An 18,644-nucleotide genomic window follows, 5' to 3' on the forward strand; every position below is an offset into this window, starting at 1 on the left:
TTGTTTGTAGAATAAATCTTGAAAAACGGGTGGTTTGAGGAATCTATGAAAAATATGAAGCCGAATTTTGGATTTAGTGCGATTGCAGTTGGTGCTTTTGCCATGGCTTTGGGTCTTGCCGCCTGTGGCGACGGCGAATCTTCAAACGGACCGGCTAATGATGATGATTCTTCTTCCTCCAGTGTCATCCTGAGCTCCTCCTCTAGTGTCATCCTGAGCGATAGCGAAGGATCCAGCAGTTCTGTTGCAAGTTCGTCAAGCGCTAAGAACAGTAGCAGTGTCAAAGCTGCTTGGGCATACTTGAATCCAAACATTGACTACGGCGAGTTTACTGATGAACGCGACGGTCAAGTTTACAAGACAGTCACCATCGGCACCCAGACCTGGATGGCCGAAAACCTGAACTACAATACAAACGATAGTTATTGCTATGGTAATAACGCTAGCAATTGTAGTAAGTATGGTCGCCTGTACACTTGGTCTGCGGCTATGAACGCTTGCCCCTCTGGCTGGCACCTGCCAAGTGATACAGAGTGGAATACTTTGTGGACTGCGGTAGGCAGAACCAGCACCGCCGGTACGAAACTGAAGTCCACCAGTGGCTGGTATAGTGGTAACGGAACGGATTCCTTCGGCTTCGCTGTTCTGCCGGCGGGCTACCGCAACAACGACGGCAATTTCCGCAACGAGGGCGACTTCGCGGACTTCTGGAGTTCTACTGAGAACTCTAGTGACGGCGCGTACGATTGGTACTTCCGCTACGACGACGACAACATGTACAACTATTGGAGCAACAAGAACTACGCGCACTCTGTTCGTTGCCTCAGGGGCTCGTCTCCCACCAGTAGCAGTAGTGTTAGCTACGGTACTCTGACCGACCTCCGCGACAACCAAACCTACAAGACCGTCACCATCGGCACCCAGACCTGGATGGCGGAGAATTTGAACTACGACCCGGGCGATGTCTCTAGTATGGGCTACTACGCATGGAGCGGCTGCTATGGCAACAAGGCGGACTCCTGCTCCAAGTACGGTCGCCTTTATACCTGGGAAGTAGCCATGAATGACGCATCTTGTGCTTATACCTGTGGAGTTTCTCTAAACCCGACAATTCCTGTTCAAGGCGTTTGCCCAAGTGGCTGGCACTTGCCGAGCCACAGAGAGTTCGAGGAACTAATCAATTTTATTGACCCATCGTTCGGATATAACCATACTAGTGCTGCCAGTTCATCAACGGCAGGAAAGTACCTGAAGGCCAAGTCTGGATGGAACTCTAGCGGCAACGGAACCGATACCTTCGGTTTCTCTGCGCTCCCCGGTGGCGACAGGTACGGCTATGGCGATTTCGACGATGCTGGCATCTACGCTGACTTCTGGTCATCGGGTGAGGGCAGTAGCAACTACGCCTTCGTCTTGCCCCTGAGCTACGATAGCGAGGGCGCGTGCCTCGGCTGGGGCCTCAAGAACGAAGCAAAGTCGGTTCGCTGTCTCAAGGACTAAAGCGAACCTATAACCGAACCTGAGCGTAGGCGCTTTAGCGCCCTCTAACTAGACCGACGTAAGTCGGACTAGTGGTTGGCTAATGTAAGCCAACCAAAACAGGCCGCCAAGCCGCAAGGCAAGGCGGCCCGTCTGTTGACATTTTCGTCGAATAGATTTATATTCTCCTTGACGTTTGATAATCCGTCTGATTGTGGTGTGAAGTTTTTGCAGACACGCTGGCTTCCGAGTCCCAGGGCGGCAGTTGCATCGTTTGGCATTAGCGGTAAAAAAAGCAGGATTTGGGTCGGTGAGTAACGCGGCTGACTAGGGGAGTGGGCCTCCGCCTGCGAAATGCCAAGCACATCCTCGGTAGATAATACCGAATTTCACAAAAAAATGTTGTTATGCCAATGCACGTTATGCGTGTATTGGTTCTGCGTATCGTTCCTAGAAATCGCATCAGGTTTCTGGGTGTGATATGTTGTCTTAAACCCTTAAAATTTCAAGCCTTAAAGAGGTTAAAATGAATAGAAACCAGTATGCAAAAATGATGCAGGATATTCACGAAACCCGCATCGCTGGTGGCGACGTCACCGCCTGTATTACCAAATATCGTGAAATGTACAAGTATGTTTATGTCTATAACGATTCGTGCTTCAAGAAAATTTTTGGAGCCATTGAAAACAGGGGGCTGGCCGCCAGTTTCCTGAATGCAATCCTTAATCTGGAAGGCCCTAGGTGCATTGGCAAGTTGGATTTTATCGATCCTTCTGTTCCTGGCGGCCCTTTTGTAAAGTCGGTGACTTCGGACCTTGTTGCAGAAGATCCCGACAAGAACCGCATTGTTATCGAGGTTCAGCACAAGGGAAATTCGACCTTCAAGGATCGCCTTGTTTTCTATACAGCCTGCCACACTTTGCAGAGCAAGGTTCCTGGAGACACCTTTACCCTGCGCCATGTGGATTACATTGCCCTCCAGATGTTCGATGCGTATTCCGATAGCGAGGACTATAAGCATGTTGTGCAGTTGAAGGATCAGCATAATGTACTGTACCACGGAAAGAACGTATTGACCATTGTGGAAATTGAGAAGTTCCTGAATGGAAATTACGATACTGACGACAGTCGCCTGGCAGAGTGGCTCCGCGCTATCGATCTGGTGAATAACGAGTTTAATGGTGAAACAAGGAACCCCTACTTGGAGGACTTGCAAAACGCCGCGAAGTTGAGTAATTTTGATATGGATTACTTGCTGACGGAGGCAAAGAACATGTCTGACCACGCTTATGAACTGTCTGTTGAACGTGACGAAGCTCGCCTTGAAGGCATTGCCGAAGGCCGAGCAGAGGGTCGTGCAGAAGGTCGAGCAGAGGGCCGTGCAGATGGTCTTGCTGAAGCTAAGCGTTCCGCTGTAATCAAGGCCCTGAAACGCGGCAAGCTTACGGTAGAAGAAATCGCCGAAGATAACGATCTGCCTCTTGAAGAAGTTCTTAAGATTCAGAAGGAACAGCCTTAAGATATCTTGAGAAAATCTTTATCTTAGTAACGACTTGATAGTTGTAGTTCTAGCTGAGAAATCGGCTAGAATTTTTTTATCTGCTTAATTCCACCACGTAGTCGGCTGCATTCACAAAGTCCTGTGCATGCTCGATAGCTACTACGGTGTGGCCCGCTTCCGTGAGGCCGCGGATCAGCTCTAGCAGGTGATTGATATCGACCTGATGGAGGCCGCGTGCGGGCTCATCGAACAAGAATAATGTATTGGGTGCCTTGGCTCGGGCCAGGGCGATAGACAAACGTAAACGGGCTCGTTCGCCGCCGGAAAGGTGGGCGGTACTTTGCCCCAGACGGATGTAGTCGAGGCCTGTGTCTACAAGAGGTTTCAACTTATCGGCGAAAGGCTTCATGTCGTAGAAAAGCTTGTAGGCGTTCCCGATTTCCATATCCAGAATGTCGGCGATGGATTTGCTCTTGAAACGGATGTCTAGGACTTCATCCTTGAAACGTCTGCCCAGACAAACGGGGCATTCGTTTTCTTCATAGCCGGAGGGGTCCAGGATGACGCCTTCTCCCTTACAGTTTTCGCAGCGTCCGCCAGCAGCGTGGGTGGCGAATTTGGCGGCGTTGTAACCACGGACTTTGCTTTCGGGCATTTTTGCGAAAAGGTCCCGCAAAAGGTTGCTCATGTTGGTGGCGCTTAATACCGTACTGCGACGGTTTCCATGAAAATCGCCTGTAGAAAGTATGGATAGGGCATCGATTCCCAAGGGGGCGAATTCGCCGGCTTCTGCGCGAGGTGCCAGATTCTTGAACATGAGGGTAGACTTACCGCTACCGCTCTGGCCTGTGATCACGCTGAACTTCTTTAAAGGGAAATCTGCCGAAACGGATTTCATATCGAAGAGGGCAAAATCGCGAACGAGAATGGATGCTCCTGGATTCTGCTCCTTCGAACCTAATTCAACTAGGGGACTAAAGTCCCTAGTTTCATATATCGCCTTCGGCTCAGAATGACGTTCAGTCTCGCGCCTCGTGCCTTTCAAATACTTAATCCAGTTTCCGGTGGGGGAGACGGGGTTGTTCAAAATCTCTGCGGCGGATCCCATGTGCAGCACTTCTCCGCCTTTTTCTCCTGCGCCCGGTCCCATTTCTATTATCCAGTCAGCTTTCTCGATAATGGCTGGATTGTGTTCTATAAGGACTAGAGTATTCCCGCGGGCCTGCACTTTTTTAAGGACGTTCCAGAGGGCTTCCACGTCGTTTTTGTGGAGACCACTTGCCGGTTCATCTAGCGCAATCAGCAAATTGTTTAAATGACCTGTAGAAAGGCTTGCCAAACGGAGACGCTGGATTTCGCCTCCGGAAAGGGTGGTGCCTGCGCGGCCCGGAGTCAAGTAACCGATGCCAAGTTCGTTGATGGCTTGAATTCGTTCGGACAGGGATGCCGTAAGACGGGACAAAGTTGCCTGCCTACTTTCTTGTATGGGACCGTCAAAAACCGCGTGGATTTTTTCTTCCAGGTTTGCGAAGGGTGTCGTCAGCAAGTCGCTCCAGCGGGTTCCCTGAACTGTGGCGTTGAGCAGACCTTTCTTGAGACGGAGACCTTTACATTCCGTGCAATCTTCGATGTTGCCGTCTTTTTCGCAGGTGCCGGTTCCACCACAGGTGGGGCAGACGGAACTTCTGCAGTAGGGGGAGAAGTCCGAGGCGTCCAAGGCGTGAAAGTCCGCAGCACCGTGTTCCTTACAGCTGGGGACTGTGCTAAATACTCGGCGATTGCCGTTTTCATCTAGTGTAACTTCGGTGTGAGTTAGCTTAAGGACTCCGTCAACGGCTTCGGCAATTCTCGTGCGGGTGTTGGAACGGACTATGATTCTGTCCACAACGATAAAGAATTCACTGGGGCAGATTGCTCGTTGATCGTCTGTTAGGTCTGCTAGAGAAATGACTTGGTCGTCAGCAACGGCACGGGTAAAACCCTGGGCCAGGAAAGCGGCTGAAAGTTTGTCTAGCGATTGGCCGCTACGTTTGCGACCGGAGGCGTCCTCACTTGCACCGGTGTCGATTCGGGCGAAAAATTGCAGTTTGGTTCCTTCGGGAAGGCTCGCAACCTGGCGGATAATGTCTTCGCGGCTAGTGCTTTCCATGGGCTTGCCGCAAACAGGGCAGGCCGGTTTGGCGAAAGCTGCGAATAGAGTTCGCAAACTGCTGTCGCATTCAGAAATGCTTAAGGCGTAGGACTTGGCGCTGGCTTCTCCGTGGCTTGGGCCAATGGCAAGGCTAGCGGGCAGACCGTCAGCACTGTCAAGGGGTATAACCTTACGACCGCCCAGCATTTCGGCTGCGTAGGGCGATAGGGTTTCTAGATACCTGCGCTTGGATTCTCCGTGTAATGTATCAAGGACCAGGGTCGACTTTCCACACCCCGAAGGTCCACAGACAACCGTAATCTTCCCCAAGGGGAATTGGACATCCACATTCCTTAGGTTGTGGAGTCTGCATCCACGAAGTGTTATAAAGTCAGACGTACTGAACCCTATTCCTTAATGGTAAAGCGGAGTTCGCCAAAGGGGGTGCAGAAGTCCAGATTTTCCAATCCGTTTTCTTCGATGCCGTTGAACATGCGATAACCGCCACCCACAGAAACTTCCAGCATCTTGGTAACGCGGTAGTTGAAATGAACGGCCATGTCGGCTACAAAGAAGTAATCTTCGGAAGAAAAATTGTTGTCGCCATTTTCGATGACATTGATGGCGCCGCCACCCACTTCGATGGGAACGGAAATGCTGAATGCTTCATTGATGCGCACCGGGAACAGTTCGATGAAGGCTCCAAAGGAATTGTAGTCCAACATCTGCTTCTGGGGCACATTATAATTGCGAATGTCGCTGATGAGGAAGTTGGCGAAAAGGCCGGAGGCCAGCAGGTTGTTCCACTGGATACCGATTCGCAGATTGGCGAAGATGGCACCGTCGTCAGCAACCAGGGAATTACCTCCACCGATGCCAAGGAAGGCCTTCCAACCGTCATTCACCTTTTCTTCGGGGGTGAACTTGACTGATTGCAGTTCGGCGTTGGCGGTGGATGCCAGACCCATGAGGGCAAGGCCCGTAATCAAAATCTTCTTGAAAATCATAGACGATCCTCCGTTGTAAGTCCGTGCCCTTCGGCTGTAATTCCATCCCAGTTCCAGGTACGGTTTGCGGCTTCGGGCCAGTTGCAAATGGTCCATACCAGACTGTTGCCGCACAAGATGATAATCCAGATTCCGAAAACGAGGAAAAGCACCAGGGGAATAAAAGCTAAGGACCCATAGAAAATAGACATTCTTGTGACCAGTGCGGTCTGGATGAGCACCAAAATCTTCACATAGGCGATAATGCAGATCCAGGCCAGCAGGGATACTCCGATAGAGGTCAATATCAGTTGCTTCTTGGTGTAGGATCGCTTTTCTGCGGGCCGGGCCGGCAAGGCGTACAATACCATGAAAATCATCAAGATTACAGCAAACTGGAAAGAAGAGAACCAGAATGCGTTAATGAGGGTCTTGATGACAGAGGGCGGGAAATGCAAACCATCTACCACGATCAGGGAAAGGGCTTCCTGCAGCTGGTTTACAAGACCTGCGTAAATGCCGATGATGCCTGCATATACCAGCAACAGGGGGATGGCGATACGGATCTGCTTGTGGAGGGGGCGAGAAGTCTTGTTTTCCCAAACGACGTTAAAATTGGATTCCAGACTTCCGAAAGACAGAATGAAGGTGACGAAAAGACCCAATGCGCCGATGAAGCCCAGTCGACCGATAGGTACGTGTTCTGCATTCTGCACGATGGCTACCAGGGGTTCTGTGGGCCAGTCCAAATCAAGAATGTCAAAGAGGTGGGGGAGGTAATCAGAGAAGAAACTACCAAAGCCGGCAGAAATAGTTATGGAAGTCAACAGGATCAGCATGGGGACCACAGCCAAGAAACTGGTGTAGGTCAAGGCTGCTGCACGGGTAAGACCATGGAAATACAGGAAAGACTTGCCAGCGATTACTGCAATCTTTATAGGGGTCGGAGAAACGGCGGCCAATGCGTCGAATATTCGTTCCCAGGAAAAATTTTTAAACCATTCGGGCATAGTGGGGGCAAATTTAAAAAATTATTGCCTGTCCGAAAGTGCGTTGGTCAATGCCTTTACCAAATCAGCGGTGTTGATTGGTTTTGCGACATGCCCATTCATACCGATATTCAGTGCTTTCTGACGATCTTCGTCAAAGGCGTTTGCTGTCATGGCCACAATGGGAATTTTTCGCTTGTTTTTATTCTTGAATTGCCTAATATGTCGAGTGGCTTCATACCCATCCATAATCGGCATTTGAATGTCCATGAGAACTACGTCATAATAATTGTAATCCTGGGCCTCTATCATCTTGATACAGGATTGCCCGTCGGCTGCTCGTTCTATGGTGAATCCTAGTTCTTCAAGGAGTGCTTCTGCAATTTCTGCGTTTAGGTCGTTATCTTCTACGAGGAGAATTCGCTTCCCCTGGAAGGATTTGGATTCCGAGGTTGATTCTTCGTGGACTTTCCCGTTGGCGTTCTCGTTTACCTGTTTTGCGGCGTAAATTTGTTCGGCCGTGGGGAGACGCAGGTAAAGAACGATGGTTATCTTCGTTCCTTTGCCGACTTTACTCTGAATGTCTATGGTGCCGTTCATTAAATCGATCAGGCGCTTGACAATGGGCATGCCAAGACCACTTCCGCTAATCTTGCTCTCCGTGGAATTTTTTTCTCGAGAGAATTCCTCGAAGATGTGGGGGAGGTAATCCTTGTTGATGCCGATGCCTGAATCTTCTGCGATGGCTGTATACATGGTGTAGCCGGGTCGGTCGCATTTAGATTCTGTCAGGGATAGGTGAACAAAGCCGCCAGAAGGGGTGTACTTGATGGCGTTGCTTACGATATTTAACACTAGTTCTCTAATCTTCATTTCGTCGCCGATGACGTAATCGTTGATCAGGTTAGAATCGTTGCGAAAATCCAGCCCTTTTTCGTGTGCGAGATCGGTGAATACGGCATCGGTAACATTCTGGAAATTCTTTACATAGATGATGTCTTCTTCAAGAGTCATCTTACCGCTTTCGATGCGGGCCATTTCAAGAACATTGTTGATTAGGGAAAGGAGAAATTTGCTGGAGGCCTGAAGCTTGTTTAGATAGTCTGCGATTTTTTCTGGATTGCCTAAATTCTTTTGCATCAGGTTGGCAAAGCCGATGATGGCGTTCATGGGTGTACGAATGTCGTGGCTCATGCTAAAGAGGAAACTGCTTTTTGCCTTGTTAGCAAAAATCTGCATCTGCAGTTCTCTTTTGCGGACTGCTGCAAGGGAATGCATGTATAACAGGAAAAGTAGTGTTGCTAAAATCAGGAACGATGTGAGAAGGGATCCCCTCATTGCCTTTAGGGTGTTCCAACCACCTATAGGTTCCAAGGTAATGTGCCAGGTATCGTTAAGAATGTCAAATGATAGCTGAACATCCTTACCAATCTTTCCGTTGTTGAAATTGGTCAGGATAAATCCATTTTTATCTAGAACTGCAGTGGAGTCCGGTTCCTTCCATACGGCAAAATTGTAATTAGAAAAATGGAGATTGTTTGATATCTGGTTCAGAAGTAAACCTTTGTCCAGAACGACAATGGAAAATCCAATGAATTCTTCGTTGATAAAGGCAGGATTTCGTAGGATAAAGCCTTCGCCGCCTTCTATCAGGTTGTGGGGGCCGGCAATGGTTGCCTTGCGGTCTTCTAGGGCTTTTTGTGACTTTAATCCCTGAACGGGATCTTCTAACATATTGAAATTCGCCGTAGCAGAATCCACTTCGTCGGGGAATGCATACTTGATGATTCCCTTGGGTGCAAAGTACATGCTACCGATGGCCAGATTGTCGCGGGTCAGTTCTAGGCAGATTTCGTTAAAGTCTTTAAGGAATACGTCCCCATAAACTTTGTGGAGGTCAATCAACAACTTGGTCGTTTCGAAACTCTTGTTGAGCTCGCTCTGGATGCTGGCCACAATCTCTTCTGCGTGGGCCTTGGCTTCTGTCTTGATTTGTTTTTCTACGGAGAAATAGGTGGAAATGATGAATATCGATTCCAGTACAACGCAAATGAAAACTAGGGGCAGATAAACATGAATCTTGTCGGATCTTGAATTTTTGTTAGATGGTTGTGTCATGGACTCCTTCTCTAGTTTTGGTTACCGAGAATTCTCGTAAGTTCCTGCAATAGCATTTTGACATTGATTGGCTTGGATAGGTGGCCGTTCATGCCTGCCATAAATGCGGCTCGTTTATCTTCTTCGAATGCGTTAGCTGTGAGGGCAATAATTGGAATTGTCGCTTTCTTGGTGTCGCTCAGACTGCGGATAATGCGAGTTGCTTCATAACCGTTAATTTTGGGCATCTGGATGTCCATAAGGATTATGTTGTAGTAATTGTCGCTTGCCTTGCTTAACAGTTCTGCACAACAATGCCCGTCTACGGCGCGATCTACAGCGAATCCCACCTCTGTCAGAAGTGTTGTGGTGATTTCTGCATTTAGATCGTTGTCTTCGGCCAGAAGAACTCTATAACCCTTGAAGGATTCCTGACTGAATTTTTTATTTGCATGAACTAGCAAATCCTCTTCGCGTGCAATCTTGTGGGGAACCGTAACAATGAATGTGGTTCCGATTCCCTTTTCGCTATGGACTTCTATGGTTCCGTTCATCAGATCCACAAGTCTCTTGACGATTGACATGCCAAGACCTGAACCTTCAATCCTATTTCCGATAGAGGTATTTTCTCGAGCGAATTCTTCAAATACATGGGGGAGGAATTCCTTGGACATACCACAACCGGTGTCGGTAATTGTGGTTTGATAGAGACACCATCCCTCGGTATTGTAGGGCAGTTCCTTCAAGTTCATATGGACACTGCCACCGTAGGTGGTGTATTTGTAGGCGTTGGAAAGAATGTTCAGGAATATTTCACGCATTTTGATAGTGTCACACAACACGTTGTGGTGCTGGACTTCTATGGTTCGGGTGAACTTGATTCCCTTGTTCTTCATCATTTCCTGAAAAACGGAAAATAAGGTGTCGTTAAACTGTTCCGTACTCCAGGCGTTTTCTTCAATTTTTTCGGCGCCCTTTTCAATGCGAGCCATTTCCAACACGTTGTTAATGATGGACAGGAGTGTTGTACTGGAGTCTTGGATTTTCTTGAGGTAATTGTTTCGTTTCTCTGGATCTTCCTGGTATTTTTGCAGAAGGTCTGTGAAGCCTATGATGGCATTCATGGGGGTTCGAATGTCATGGCTCATGTTGAACAGGAACGTTGTTTTGGCGTTATTCGCTTCTTCTGCCTGTTTGCGAGAAAATTCCAGTTTTTTGTTCAGCCTTTCTTTTTCAAGTGCATCTTTTTTGGTGTGGTAGATGTTTCTGTTAAGAAGAATTATGATGAGCAACATAATTCCAAGGAAAATTGAACCGATGGAAATAATGCGGCTTTTTACAAAATCAATGAATGTGACGTTGTAGAATTCGTCCATGTATTTGTAGGCTGTATTGATGCCAAAATCTCGGCCGGTCAACTTTAGACCTCGGTTCAGTAGGAGGAGCAGGCCCACATTCCCCTTCTTGACGCCCAGGTAGCTGTTGCCGGAGGCGTTCAATTGCATCAATGAGAGGTTGTTGAATTCGCTGTTGCTGCGAATCAAATTTACGCGAAGGCCGTTGATGATGGTGACCGCGTTTTCGTTCTTGACTGCATAAAGAGCATCTTCGATTGAATTCTTGTAAAGAATTTCTGCGTCGGGGTAGTTTCTCTTGACGAATTTTTCTTGCAGTTCGTTGTTCTTGTTGATTGCAAAAAGTTTGATCTTTTCTTGACTTAAGTTACCCTGGTAGACAAGGTCTAACCCTGTTGAAACCACTGCGGTGGTAGTGTTCATTCCACTTCTGTCAATATCCCAGATTTGCCCTCCGATGGGGAAAATTGCGTCAATTTGATTTTCGGTCAGTGCGTCGATCATTGGCTGGAAACTGTAGAACGACTGGTAGGATACGACGAGCGAATCCCTTAGTTTTAGATGGTCGAGAGCGGCGTCCATAACTTCGGTGATCAGCCCGTAGGCGTTTCCGTCCTTATCGCTCTTGCTGTAGGGGAGGTAGTCTCCTAGATATCCGATGCGCAGTGTGTCATGGGTAGAAACCCACTGCAACTCTTCTTCAGAAAGTTGGCTATTGGCCATGGTGGCCCCATAGCTTTTGTACTGCAGACTTTGAAGAAAATAGGGGTTCATCTCTTGCAAAATTTCAAGAGATCGATTTAAGTCGGTCAAGAGGTCCTTGCGCTTCTTGGCAACGGCCAGGTAGAATGGTTCTTCACCCACTTTGGCTACGGGCGAGTAACCAACGGTGGTGTTGATGTTGTTGTCTGTTGCGACAATGCCGTCTAGTTTACCGTTGGTGAAATCTTCGTCTCGTCCGCGGAATCCGTCATAGTAGATGTAGTCTAGGCTTGCCTGGTTTTCTTCGGCCCATTGGATCAGGTGCGTGGTCATGCGGTTGTTGTTGATACAACCGATTTTTTTCCCGATAAAGGTCGTGATGTCGGAAACGTCCATGGTCCGCTTTTTGTCGTGCTGATACAGGTAGTATCTGTCGGTTCCCATGGCATGAATGGGAAACAGCATCTTGGAGCTACGTTCCTTGGTGTACGAAACTCCGGCAAGGACGTCGATGTCGCCGTTTTCAAGTTTTTCTAATAGGTCGACCCATTGGCCGTACTCGTAAGAGAACTGCCAACCGCTGTAGTCTGCGATTTTTAGAAGGTATTCGTAGGCGTAACCTCTTTTGGGCTCATCGTCGCTCATTCCCTCTTGGAACATATCGCTATGGTACCAGCCGACCTTGACGATTTTTTCCGCGGAATCGGCGACGGCCGGGCTACTGGCGAACATCACGACGAATGTTGCCACGAGTAATAAGAGTCTTACAATAGACAGGGGCTCAACTTTACTACGAATCATACCAAACCTTTACAGCTTGGTTTGAAATATAGAATAGAAATCTTATTTAAATATTACTAAAGTCCTTTTAGAAAGGTCTGCTGACTAATTTTTCAAGATGATCTTGAGAGTCTCCATCAGCTTTTCCACGTTGATGGGCTTTGCCACATGTCCGTTCATTCCTGCGTCAAAGGCCTTCTTGCGGTCTTCGTCAAAGGCATTCGCCGTCATGGCGACAATAGGAATAGTTGACTTCTCGGAATCGGCTAGACTTCTAATTTGTCTGGAAGCTTCGTAACCGTCCATAATGGGCATCTGGATGTCCATCAGGATCAGCTTGAAAGTGTTTGCCGGAACTTCGTTGATTTTATCGACAGCTTCTTTACCGTTGTTCACTACGGTCACTTCAAAGCCGGCTTCGGTAAGCAGCGTAGAAGCGATTTCCTGGTTAAGCGGGTTGTCTTCTGCCAGTAAGATGGGTGCTCCCTTGAAGTCGTATCCGTTGACAGTTTTATTCTTGGCAGTTCCGGCCGGTCTGGTCAATACATCGCGCAGTTCCGACATGAATAGCGGCTTAGAACAGAACGCGGTTACGCCTGCCTTAAGCGCTTCTTCTTCAATTTCGCTCCAGTCATATGCGGTAAGGATAATAATCTGTTTTCCTTCTCCGATAATCTTGCGGATTCGGCGTACGGTTTCAATGCCGTTCATGTCTGGCATCTGCCAGTCAATAATGAACGTGTGGAAGTCTTCTCCCTGATCCACTGCGTCTTGGGTTCTAAGGACAGCTTCTCTTCCGGATATTGTCCATTCCGGGCGCATGCCGATAGTTCTCAACATCTTGCTTACACTTAGGCAGGTGTTGGAATCGTCATCGACAATCAGGGCTCTCAAGCCCATAAGCTGAGATACGGAAACGTTTCTTGTGGGACCCTTACACAGTTTAAATTCCAGGGAGACGATAAATTCTGTGCCTTTACCTTCTGCAGAAACGATTTCGATGTTTCCGTTCATCATATTGACGATGTTCTTGGTAATGGCCATACCCAGGCCAGTTCCCTGGATGCCGGAAACAGTGGAGGATTCTTCTCTGGAGAATGCATCAAAAATATGCTTCTGGAATTCTTCGCTAATACCGATACCGTTGTCCTTGACGCTGAACTCGTATCGGGCGTAATCCTTAGTGGTGCAAGGCTTTTCAAGAACCCTCAGGCTAATTGTGCCTCCGTTATGGGTGAACTTGATTGCATTGCTCAGAAGGTTTAACAAGACCTGGTTTAGACGGAGTTTGTCTACAATGACGTCTTCGTTGACTACGTCCATGGCGTCGATAAACAGCTCCTGCTGTTTGCGGAGGATGTTTGCCTGTACGATAGTCTTGATGTCGTGGAGCAGGTCAGGCAGATGACATTCGCGTTCTTCCAACTTGACCTTCCCGCTTTCGATGCGGCGCATGTCAAGAACGTCGTTAATCAGGGACAGGAGATGTTCACTGGAGGTGGTAATCTTTCCGAGGTAGTCAGAAAGTTTTTCCTTGTCGTCCATGTGAGTGGCGGCGAGTGTCGTGAAACCGATAATGGCATTCATGGGGGTGCGGATATCGTGGCTCATGTTGTTCAGGAAGAACGTCTTGGCCTTGTTTGCCTGTTCCGCCTGTTCAAGAGCTTCCTGCAGGTTCTGTTCCGTCTTTTTCTGACGGTTGATTTCCTGTGAAATGTAGAGTACGTGCGTCGGCTCGCCCTTTTCGTTGCGACGGGCTACAATGATGCTGACTCCGCACCAACCTTGAATTTTACCGACGTACTCTTCATAAATGGAATCTGAATTTGCCAGTTTGTTTTTCCAGCTGGCGATATTGTTGAATTCTCGTATAATAGGCTTGAACTTGTCCTGAATCATGTTCTCAGCCATCAGGTTCAATGCCTGCTGGGCGTCATTTCTTAAATGTCCGACGGCTTTTTCAATGGATTCGAATGTATGTAGAATGGTGAAGGTATTTTGGGGAATGTTGACCAGGAATACACTATGGTACAAGTCGCTAATGGAGTTAATCACGTCCAACTGCATACTGAGTCGTTCGTTTTGTTCCTTTTCCCTGGCGGTTTCCCTCTTGATTCGTCTGTAGCGGCTGATGATGAATGCGGATATCAATACGAAAAATGCGGCAAGCAGCGAGAAGAAGAGCGCTGCATGGTCGGAAATTGTTTCTACTAGACTCGGCTGATACAGTTTTTCTGCGTACTGATAGGCCAGGTTTAACGTATATTCTGCGCCTGTCAATGCAATTCCTCGATTCAATATCTTCAGGAAAGGTTCGTTTCCGTTGGCAACGCCGAAATACTTGTCGTCGGGGATGTTTAGCAACTTAACCGACAGGTTAGAATATTGGCGGTTCTTTAGTAGGTGGATGGATCGGAGATTTCCTAGAATTGTTGCATTGACCTGGCCTTTCTGTACGGCGTCAAGGCACTCCTGGATTGAATTGTAATAAACGATTTTTGCATTGGGGAAGTTGTCCTGGATGATGTAATCCAGGACCCTGTTGTTCTTGTTGACTGCAAAACTGGAAACCGTATTCTTGTTGAAGACGTTCTTGTAGACTAGGTTCAATTCGGATCGTATGACTGGGGCTGATTCTCGGATTCCCGCCTGTTCTGCCCTATATAGACTGCCTCCTGCAGGGAAGGCTACGTCCTGTTCGCCCTTGACAAGGGCGGAAATCATTTCATCGTAGGAATCGTATCCCTTATACTTGAGGAATAATTTTTTCGAAGTGATGTGACCTGCCATTTCAGGGAATATTTCGCTCACGATGCCTGAGGGCTTGTCGCTGCTTGCTACGATGCGGTCTGAGTGGCTTTGTTCCGCGTTTTTGTCGTTATCCCTGTCGTCGCTGTAGGGGAGCATGTTGCGGAGATAGCCGATCCTGATGGTGTCGTGGTTTGCGAGCCAAATCTTTTCTGGCAATGTCAATGTTTTTGAGGCGGCACCGGCGCGCATGTACTTGTCGTACAGTTTGGCCATGATAATCGGGTCGTCGGTCATTAACTGTCCGATGGCCCGGTTTAACTCACCAAATAGGTCGGGGCGTTTCTTGGTAACGCACAGATAAAAATTTGTATTTCCCATTCTCAAGAAAGTTTCTGTACCTTCCTGAACACTGGATCCTGCGTTTTCAACGATGGCGGCGTCAATGGAATTTGTGCTCAGGGCCTGGTCTCGGGAACTAATGTCATCGAATACGATAATGTTGGCTTTGACATGTCTGGATTGCAGAAGCGTAATGAGTGCCAGTTCCATAGCTCCGCGGAGTGTCCCGATTTTCTTGTCCTGGAGGGAGGTAGGATCCTCGTGAATAGACGTGTTGTTGGATTTCTTGATCAAATGGTAGATGTCGCGGCCCATGGGAGCTTGAGGGAAGAACATTTTGGCCTCTCGTTCCGGGGTGCGGGCGAGACCTGCAAACAGGTCTATTTCGCCGTCAATGAATTTCTGATAGAGTTCTTCATAGGGTCCGTAGACATACTCGTAACGCCAGCCAGAGTACTGGGCGACGCGTTGGTAATATTCGTAACCGAAGCCATACAGCGGAGATCCCTGTCCGCCTTCCTGAAAACTTTCGTTCTGATAGTATCCTACACGGACAGTCTTTGGCTTCTTGTCTCCACGATTGTGGACATTTTTAGGCCCAGGTTGGGCGTTTGCTGTGTAGGCGAAAGCCAGAATAATTGCGAAAAAATATGAGAAAAATCTTTTCATAGGGCACTCTAGAGTCTATTCAATCATAAATGATAGTTTTTTGTAAGAAAAAATGAAAAATGTTAAACGATTTTATCATTCCATATCGGGGTATTTTTTAAAGGGATGTTGACAGAATGTCAATAAAAATATCTTACAAAAGTGTAACTGTGGACAATTTTAGTATATATTTGTCTACAGTTTTAAGATAGGTGTGGTGTGTATGCGTAATATTTCAAAGGCATTACTTATTGGGTCTGCTCTTTTGAGCATGAATAGTTTGGTTTTCGCTGCTCCCAAGCAGATGGAAAATTTGACTCGCGGTCTTGTTGCTGCGAATGTGGGTAAGGGTATGCTGGTAAGCTGGCGCTTACTAGGCTCTGATGATCCGCAAACGGAGTTTAATCTTTATAGGGATGGTACAAAGATTGCGTCCATCAAGGGAACCGATGGCACAAACTATCTGGATGCAGAAGGTAAGACTTCTTCCGGATATCAGGTGACTGCTGTCTTGAATGGTAAGGAAAGTGCCAAATCTGGATTATCTGTAGTTTTGGGCCAGACCGTTTCTAATAGCGGAAAGTCTTTCCCCTACAAGACCATTAAACTTGAAGTTCCCGCAAAGCAGACCATGCCTGATGGTGAAATCTGCACATATACTCCTAACGACATGAGCGCTGCTGACCTGGATGGTGACGGCGAACTTGAATTGATTTTGAAGTGGGATCCGTCCAATGCCCACGATAACTCCCAGGGTGGTTACACAGGCACCGTATTCATTGATGCCTATAAGTTGGATGGAACCCGTTTGTGGCGTATCGACATGGGTAAGAATATCCGTGCTGGCGCCCATTATACCCAGTTCCAGGTCTATGACTACGATGGTGACGGCAAGGCCGAAATGATCGTGAAGACTGCCGACGGAACCATTGACGGTACGGGCAAGGCCATTGGCGACAAGTCCAAGGATTACCGTAATTCCGGTGGAACTGTTCTTGATGGCCCCGAATACCTGACAGTCTTCCGTGGTGTAGATGGAGCCGCCATCACTACCATTGATTTTGTTCCCAGCCGTAATATCAACCAGCACGTAAAGGGCGTGGATAAGAAGGGCTACTGGGGCGATAACTACGGTAACCGTTGCGAACGCTATATTGCCGCAACTGCCTACCTGGACGGCGTTCATCCCAGTGCGATCTTTATTCGTGGATACTATAGTTCCTCCTACATTGTTGCCTACGATTTTGACGGCAAGACTTTGAAACAGCGCTGGTATCACAAGTCTGAAGATCCTGGCCAGGGTTTCTATGCCCAGGGCAACCACAATATTGTTACCGGCGATATCGATGGCGATGGCTATGATGAAATCGTTTTCGGCGGTGCCGCTTTGAATCACGACGGTACTCTCCGCTATTCCACTCAGTTGGGCCATGGGGATGCAGGTCATTTGTCTGACTTGGATCCGGATCTTCCTGGCCTTGAATTCTTTGACGTTCACGAACATACTGATGCTAAGTACACCGACGAAGTCCGTGCTCCTGATGGCACTATCATTTGGGGTACTCCGCAGCCGGGTAAGGATAATGGTCGCGGCATGGCTGCCGACATTGATTCTACGCATCGCGGTTTCGAAGTGTGGTCCAGCTATAGTGGCGGCATGCATGATATCAAGGGCAAGTCCATGGGCTCTCCTGCGGTTTCCACTAACTTCCGTATTTACTTTGATGGTGACTTGCAGGACGAACTTCTTGATGGCGCTTATGTAACGAAGTTTAACATCACTAAGAGAGAATCTGAAACTTATTTCGATGGCTCGAAGGCTCTTGGCGCAACAGGCTGTAACGGCACCAAGAACACTCCCAGTCTGGTGGCAGACCTCTTTGGTGACTGGCGCGAAGAGCTGGTGGTTCGTAATTCCGAAGACCCGTCCGTTCTCTACATCATCGGCACTCCGGTGACCTCACCTTATCGTGTGTACACCTTGATGCATGATCCGGTTTATCGTACAGCTATTGCTTGGCAGAATACTGCCTACAATCAGCCGCCTCACCTGGGTTATTACCTGCCGGATGCTGTCAAGAAATTAACTGCTCCTGAAATTCAGATTGTGGGCGAACCCATTGTTTCTGTTCCTGATGAAACCGATGAATATCCGGTTATTAAGGATGGAACGTCTGCGCTGGAAATCTGCAAACCTGTAGATGGTGTTGGCTTTGAATGTCAGACGGATAATGCAGGCTTTGAACAGGATGGCTTCTACAATTTTGATAACAGCATTGGCAGTTATGGCGTGTGGGAAATCTACTCTCCCCAGGATGTAAAGACTACCTTGACCATTCGATTTGCCAATGGTGGAAATTCCAATCGTAACATGACTCTTACTGTAAATGGCAAGTCTGCAGGTACCGTGGAATTTGTTCCCGGTGGTTGGACAACCTACACGGAAGTAACTGTAAATGTAGCGCTCAAGGCCGGTAAGAATACCCTGAAATTGTCTTCTACCACTTCTGATGGTGGTCCCAATGTGGATACCTTTACCTTTGGTATGGATGGCATTGAACTCTATAATAACCAGAAAGTTCCTGAGCCGACGGATCCTGAAAATCCGGGTACTGTTCTTGCTCCCGTTCCCTTTGCTGCTGGCGTGAATGCCTATAATCCCAATACAGGTATCTTGCGCACCAATCTTTCTGGTTATGCAGAAGTTCGCATTTACGATATGCGCGGCCAGATTGTGGGTAGCATGGATGCTAAGGTTCCTGCAGGTCAGTCTGTGCTGAATATCGATCGAGATTTGCTGCCTAAGGGCAATTACGTTGTGAAGGTTATGTTGAACGGCAAGACTATTGCTAAGTCCAGTTTCTCCTTGAAGTAGTAGTGTTATGG

General features: G+C 47.9%; 9 protein-coding genes. 3 read left to right on the top strand and 6 right to left on the bottom strand.

Annotated elements, in window-relative coordinates; genetic code table 11:
- Positions 1-45 precede the first annotated feature (45 nt).
- Both BUB38_RS05800 and BUB38_RS05805 read left to right on the top strand, forming a co-directional pair.
- Positions 46-1,500, top strand: a complete 1,455-nt coding sequence (locus tag BUB38_RS05800; protein WP_073158379.1) for a fibrobacter succinogenes major paralogous domain-containing protein — start codon at positions 46-48, stop codon at positions 1,498-1,500.
- A gap of 505 nt (positions 1,501-2,005) precedes the next feature.
- A complete protein-coding gene (locus BUB38_RS05805) occupies positions 2,006-2,998 on the top strand; it encodes an Rpn family recombination-promoting nuclease/putative transposase (RefSeq protein ID WP_073158382.1) in 993 nt (330 codons plus the stop codon).
- Between the two features lie 76 nt (positions 2,999-3,074).
- On the opposite strand, the gene BUB38_RS05810 is transcribed toward BUB38_RS05805, so the two are convergent.
- The 6 genes from BUB38_RS05810 to BUB38_RS05835 form a co-directional block, all read right to left on the bottom strand.
- Positions 3,075-5,459 (bottom strand): excinuclease ABC subunit UvrA, encoded by a 2,385-nt coding sequence (locus BUB38_RS05810; RefSeq protein ID WP_254794882.1) that lies wholly within the window; start codon positions 5,457-5,459, stop codon positions 3,075-3,077.
- 59 nt (positions 5,460-5,518) lie between these two features.
- Complete coding sequence (locus BUB38_RS05815) at positions 5,519-6,118, bottom strand: hypothetical protein (RefSeq protein ID WP_073158388.1); 600 nt, start codon at positions 6,116-6,118, stop codon at positions 5,519-5,521.
- On the bottom strand, positions 6,115-7,107 hold the full coding sequence (locus BUB38_RS05820; protein WP_073158391.1) for a YihY/virulence factor BrkB family protein: 993 nt from the start codon (positions 7,105-7,107) through the stop codon (positions 6,115-6,117). Before BUB38_RS05820 ends, BUB38_RS05815 begins: the two co-directional genes overlap by 4 nt.
- 21 nt (positions 7,108-7,128) lie before the next feature.
- Complete coding sequence (locus tag BUB38_RS05825; RefSeq protein WP_073158393.1) at positions 7,129-9,204, bottom strand: hybrid sensor histidine kinase/response regulator; 2,076 nt, start codon at positions 9,202-9,204, stop codon at positions 7,129-7,131.
- Positions 9,205-9,215: 11 nt separating this feature from the next.
- Complete coding sequence (locus BUB38_RS05830; RefSeq protein ID WP_083539666.1) at positions 9,216-12,041, bottom strand: ATP-binding protein; 2,826 nt, start codon at positions 12,039-12,041, stop codon at positions 9,216-9,218.
- 84 nt (positions 12,042-12,125) lie between these two features.
- Positions 12,126-15,779, bottom strand: coding sequence for a response regulator (locus tag BUB38_RS05835; RefSeq protein WP_073158399.1), 3,654 nt, complete (start codon positions 15,777-15,779; stop codon positions 12,126-12,128).
- Between the two features lie 250 nt (positions 15,780-16,029).
- Between BUB38_RS05835 and BUB38_RS05840 the strand changes: the two genes are divergently transcribed.
- Positions 16,030-18,633 (top strand): rhamnogalacturonan lyase family protein, encoded by a 2,604-nt coding sequence (locus BUB38_RS05840; protein ID WP_073158401.1) that lies wholly within the window; start codon positions 16,030-16,032, stop codon positions 18,631-18,633.
- Positions 18,634-18,644 lie beyond the last annotated feature (11 nt).

Source organism: Fibrobacter sp. UWH5 (genome assembly GCF_900142505.1).
Classification (GTDB): Bacteria; Fibrobacterota; Fibrobacteria; order Fibrobacterales; family Fibrobacteraceae; genus Fibrobacter.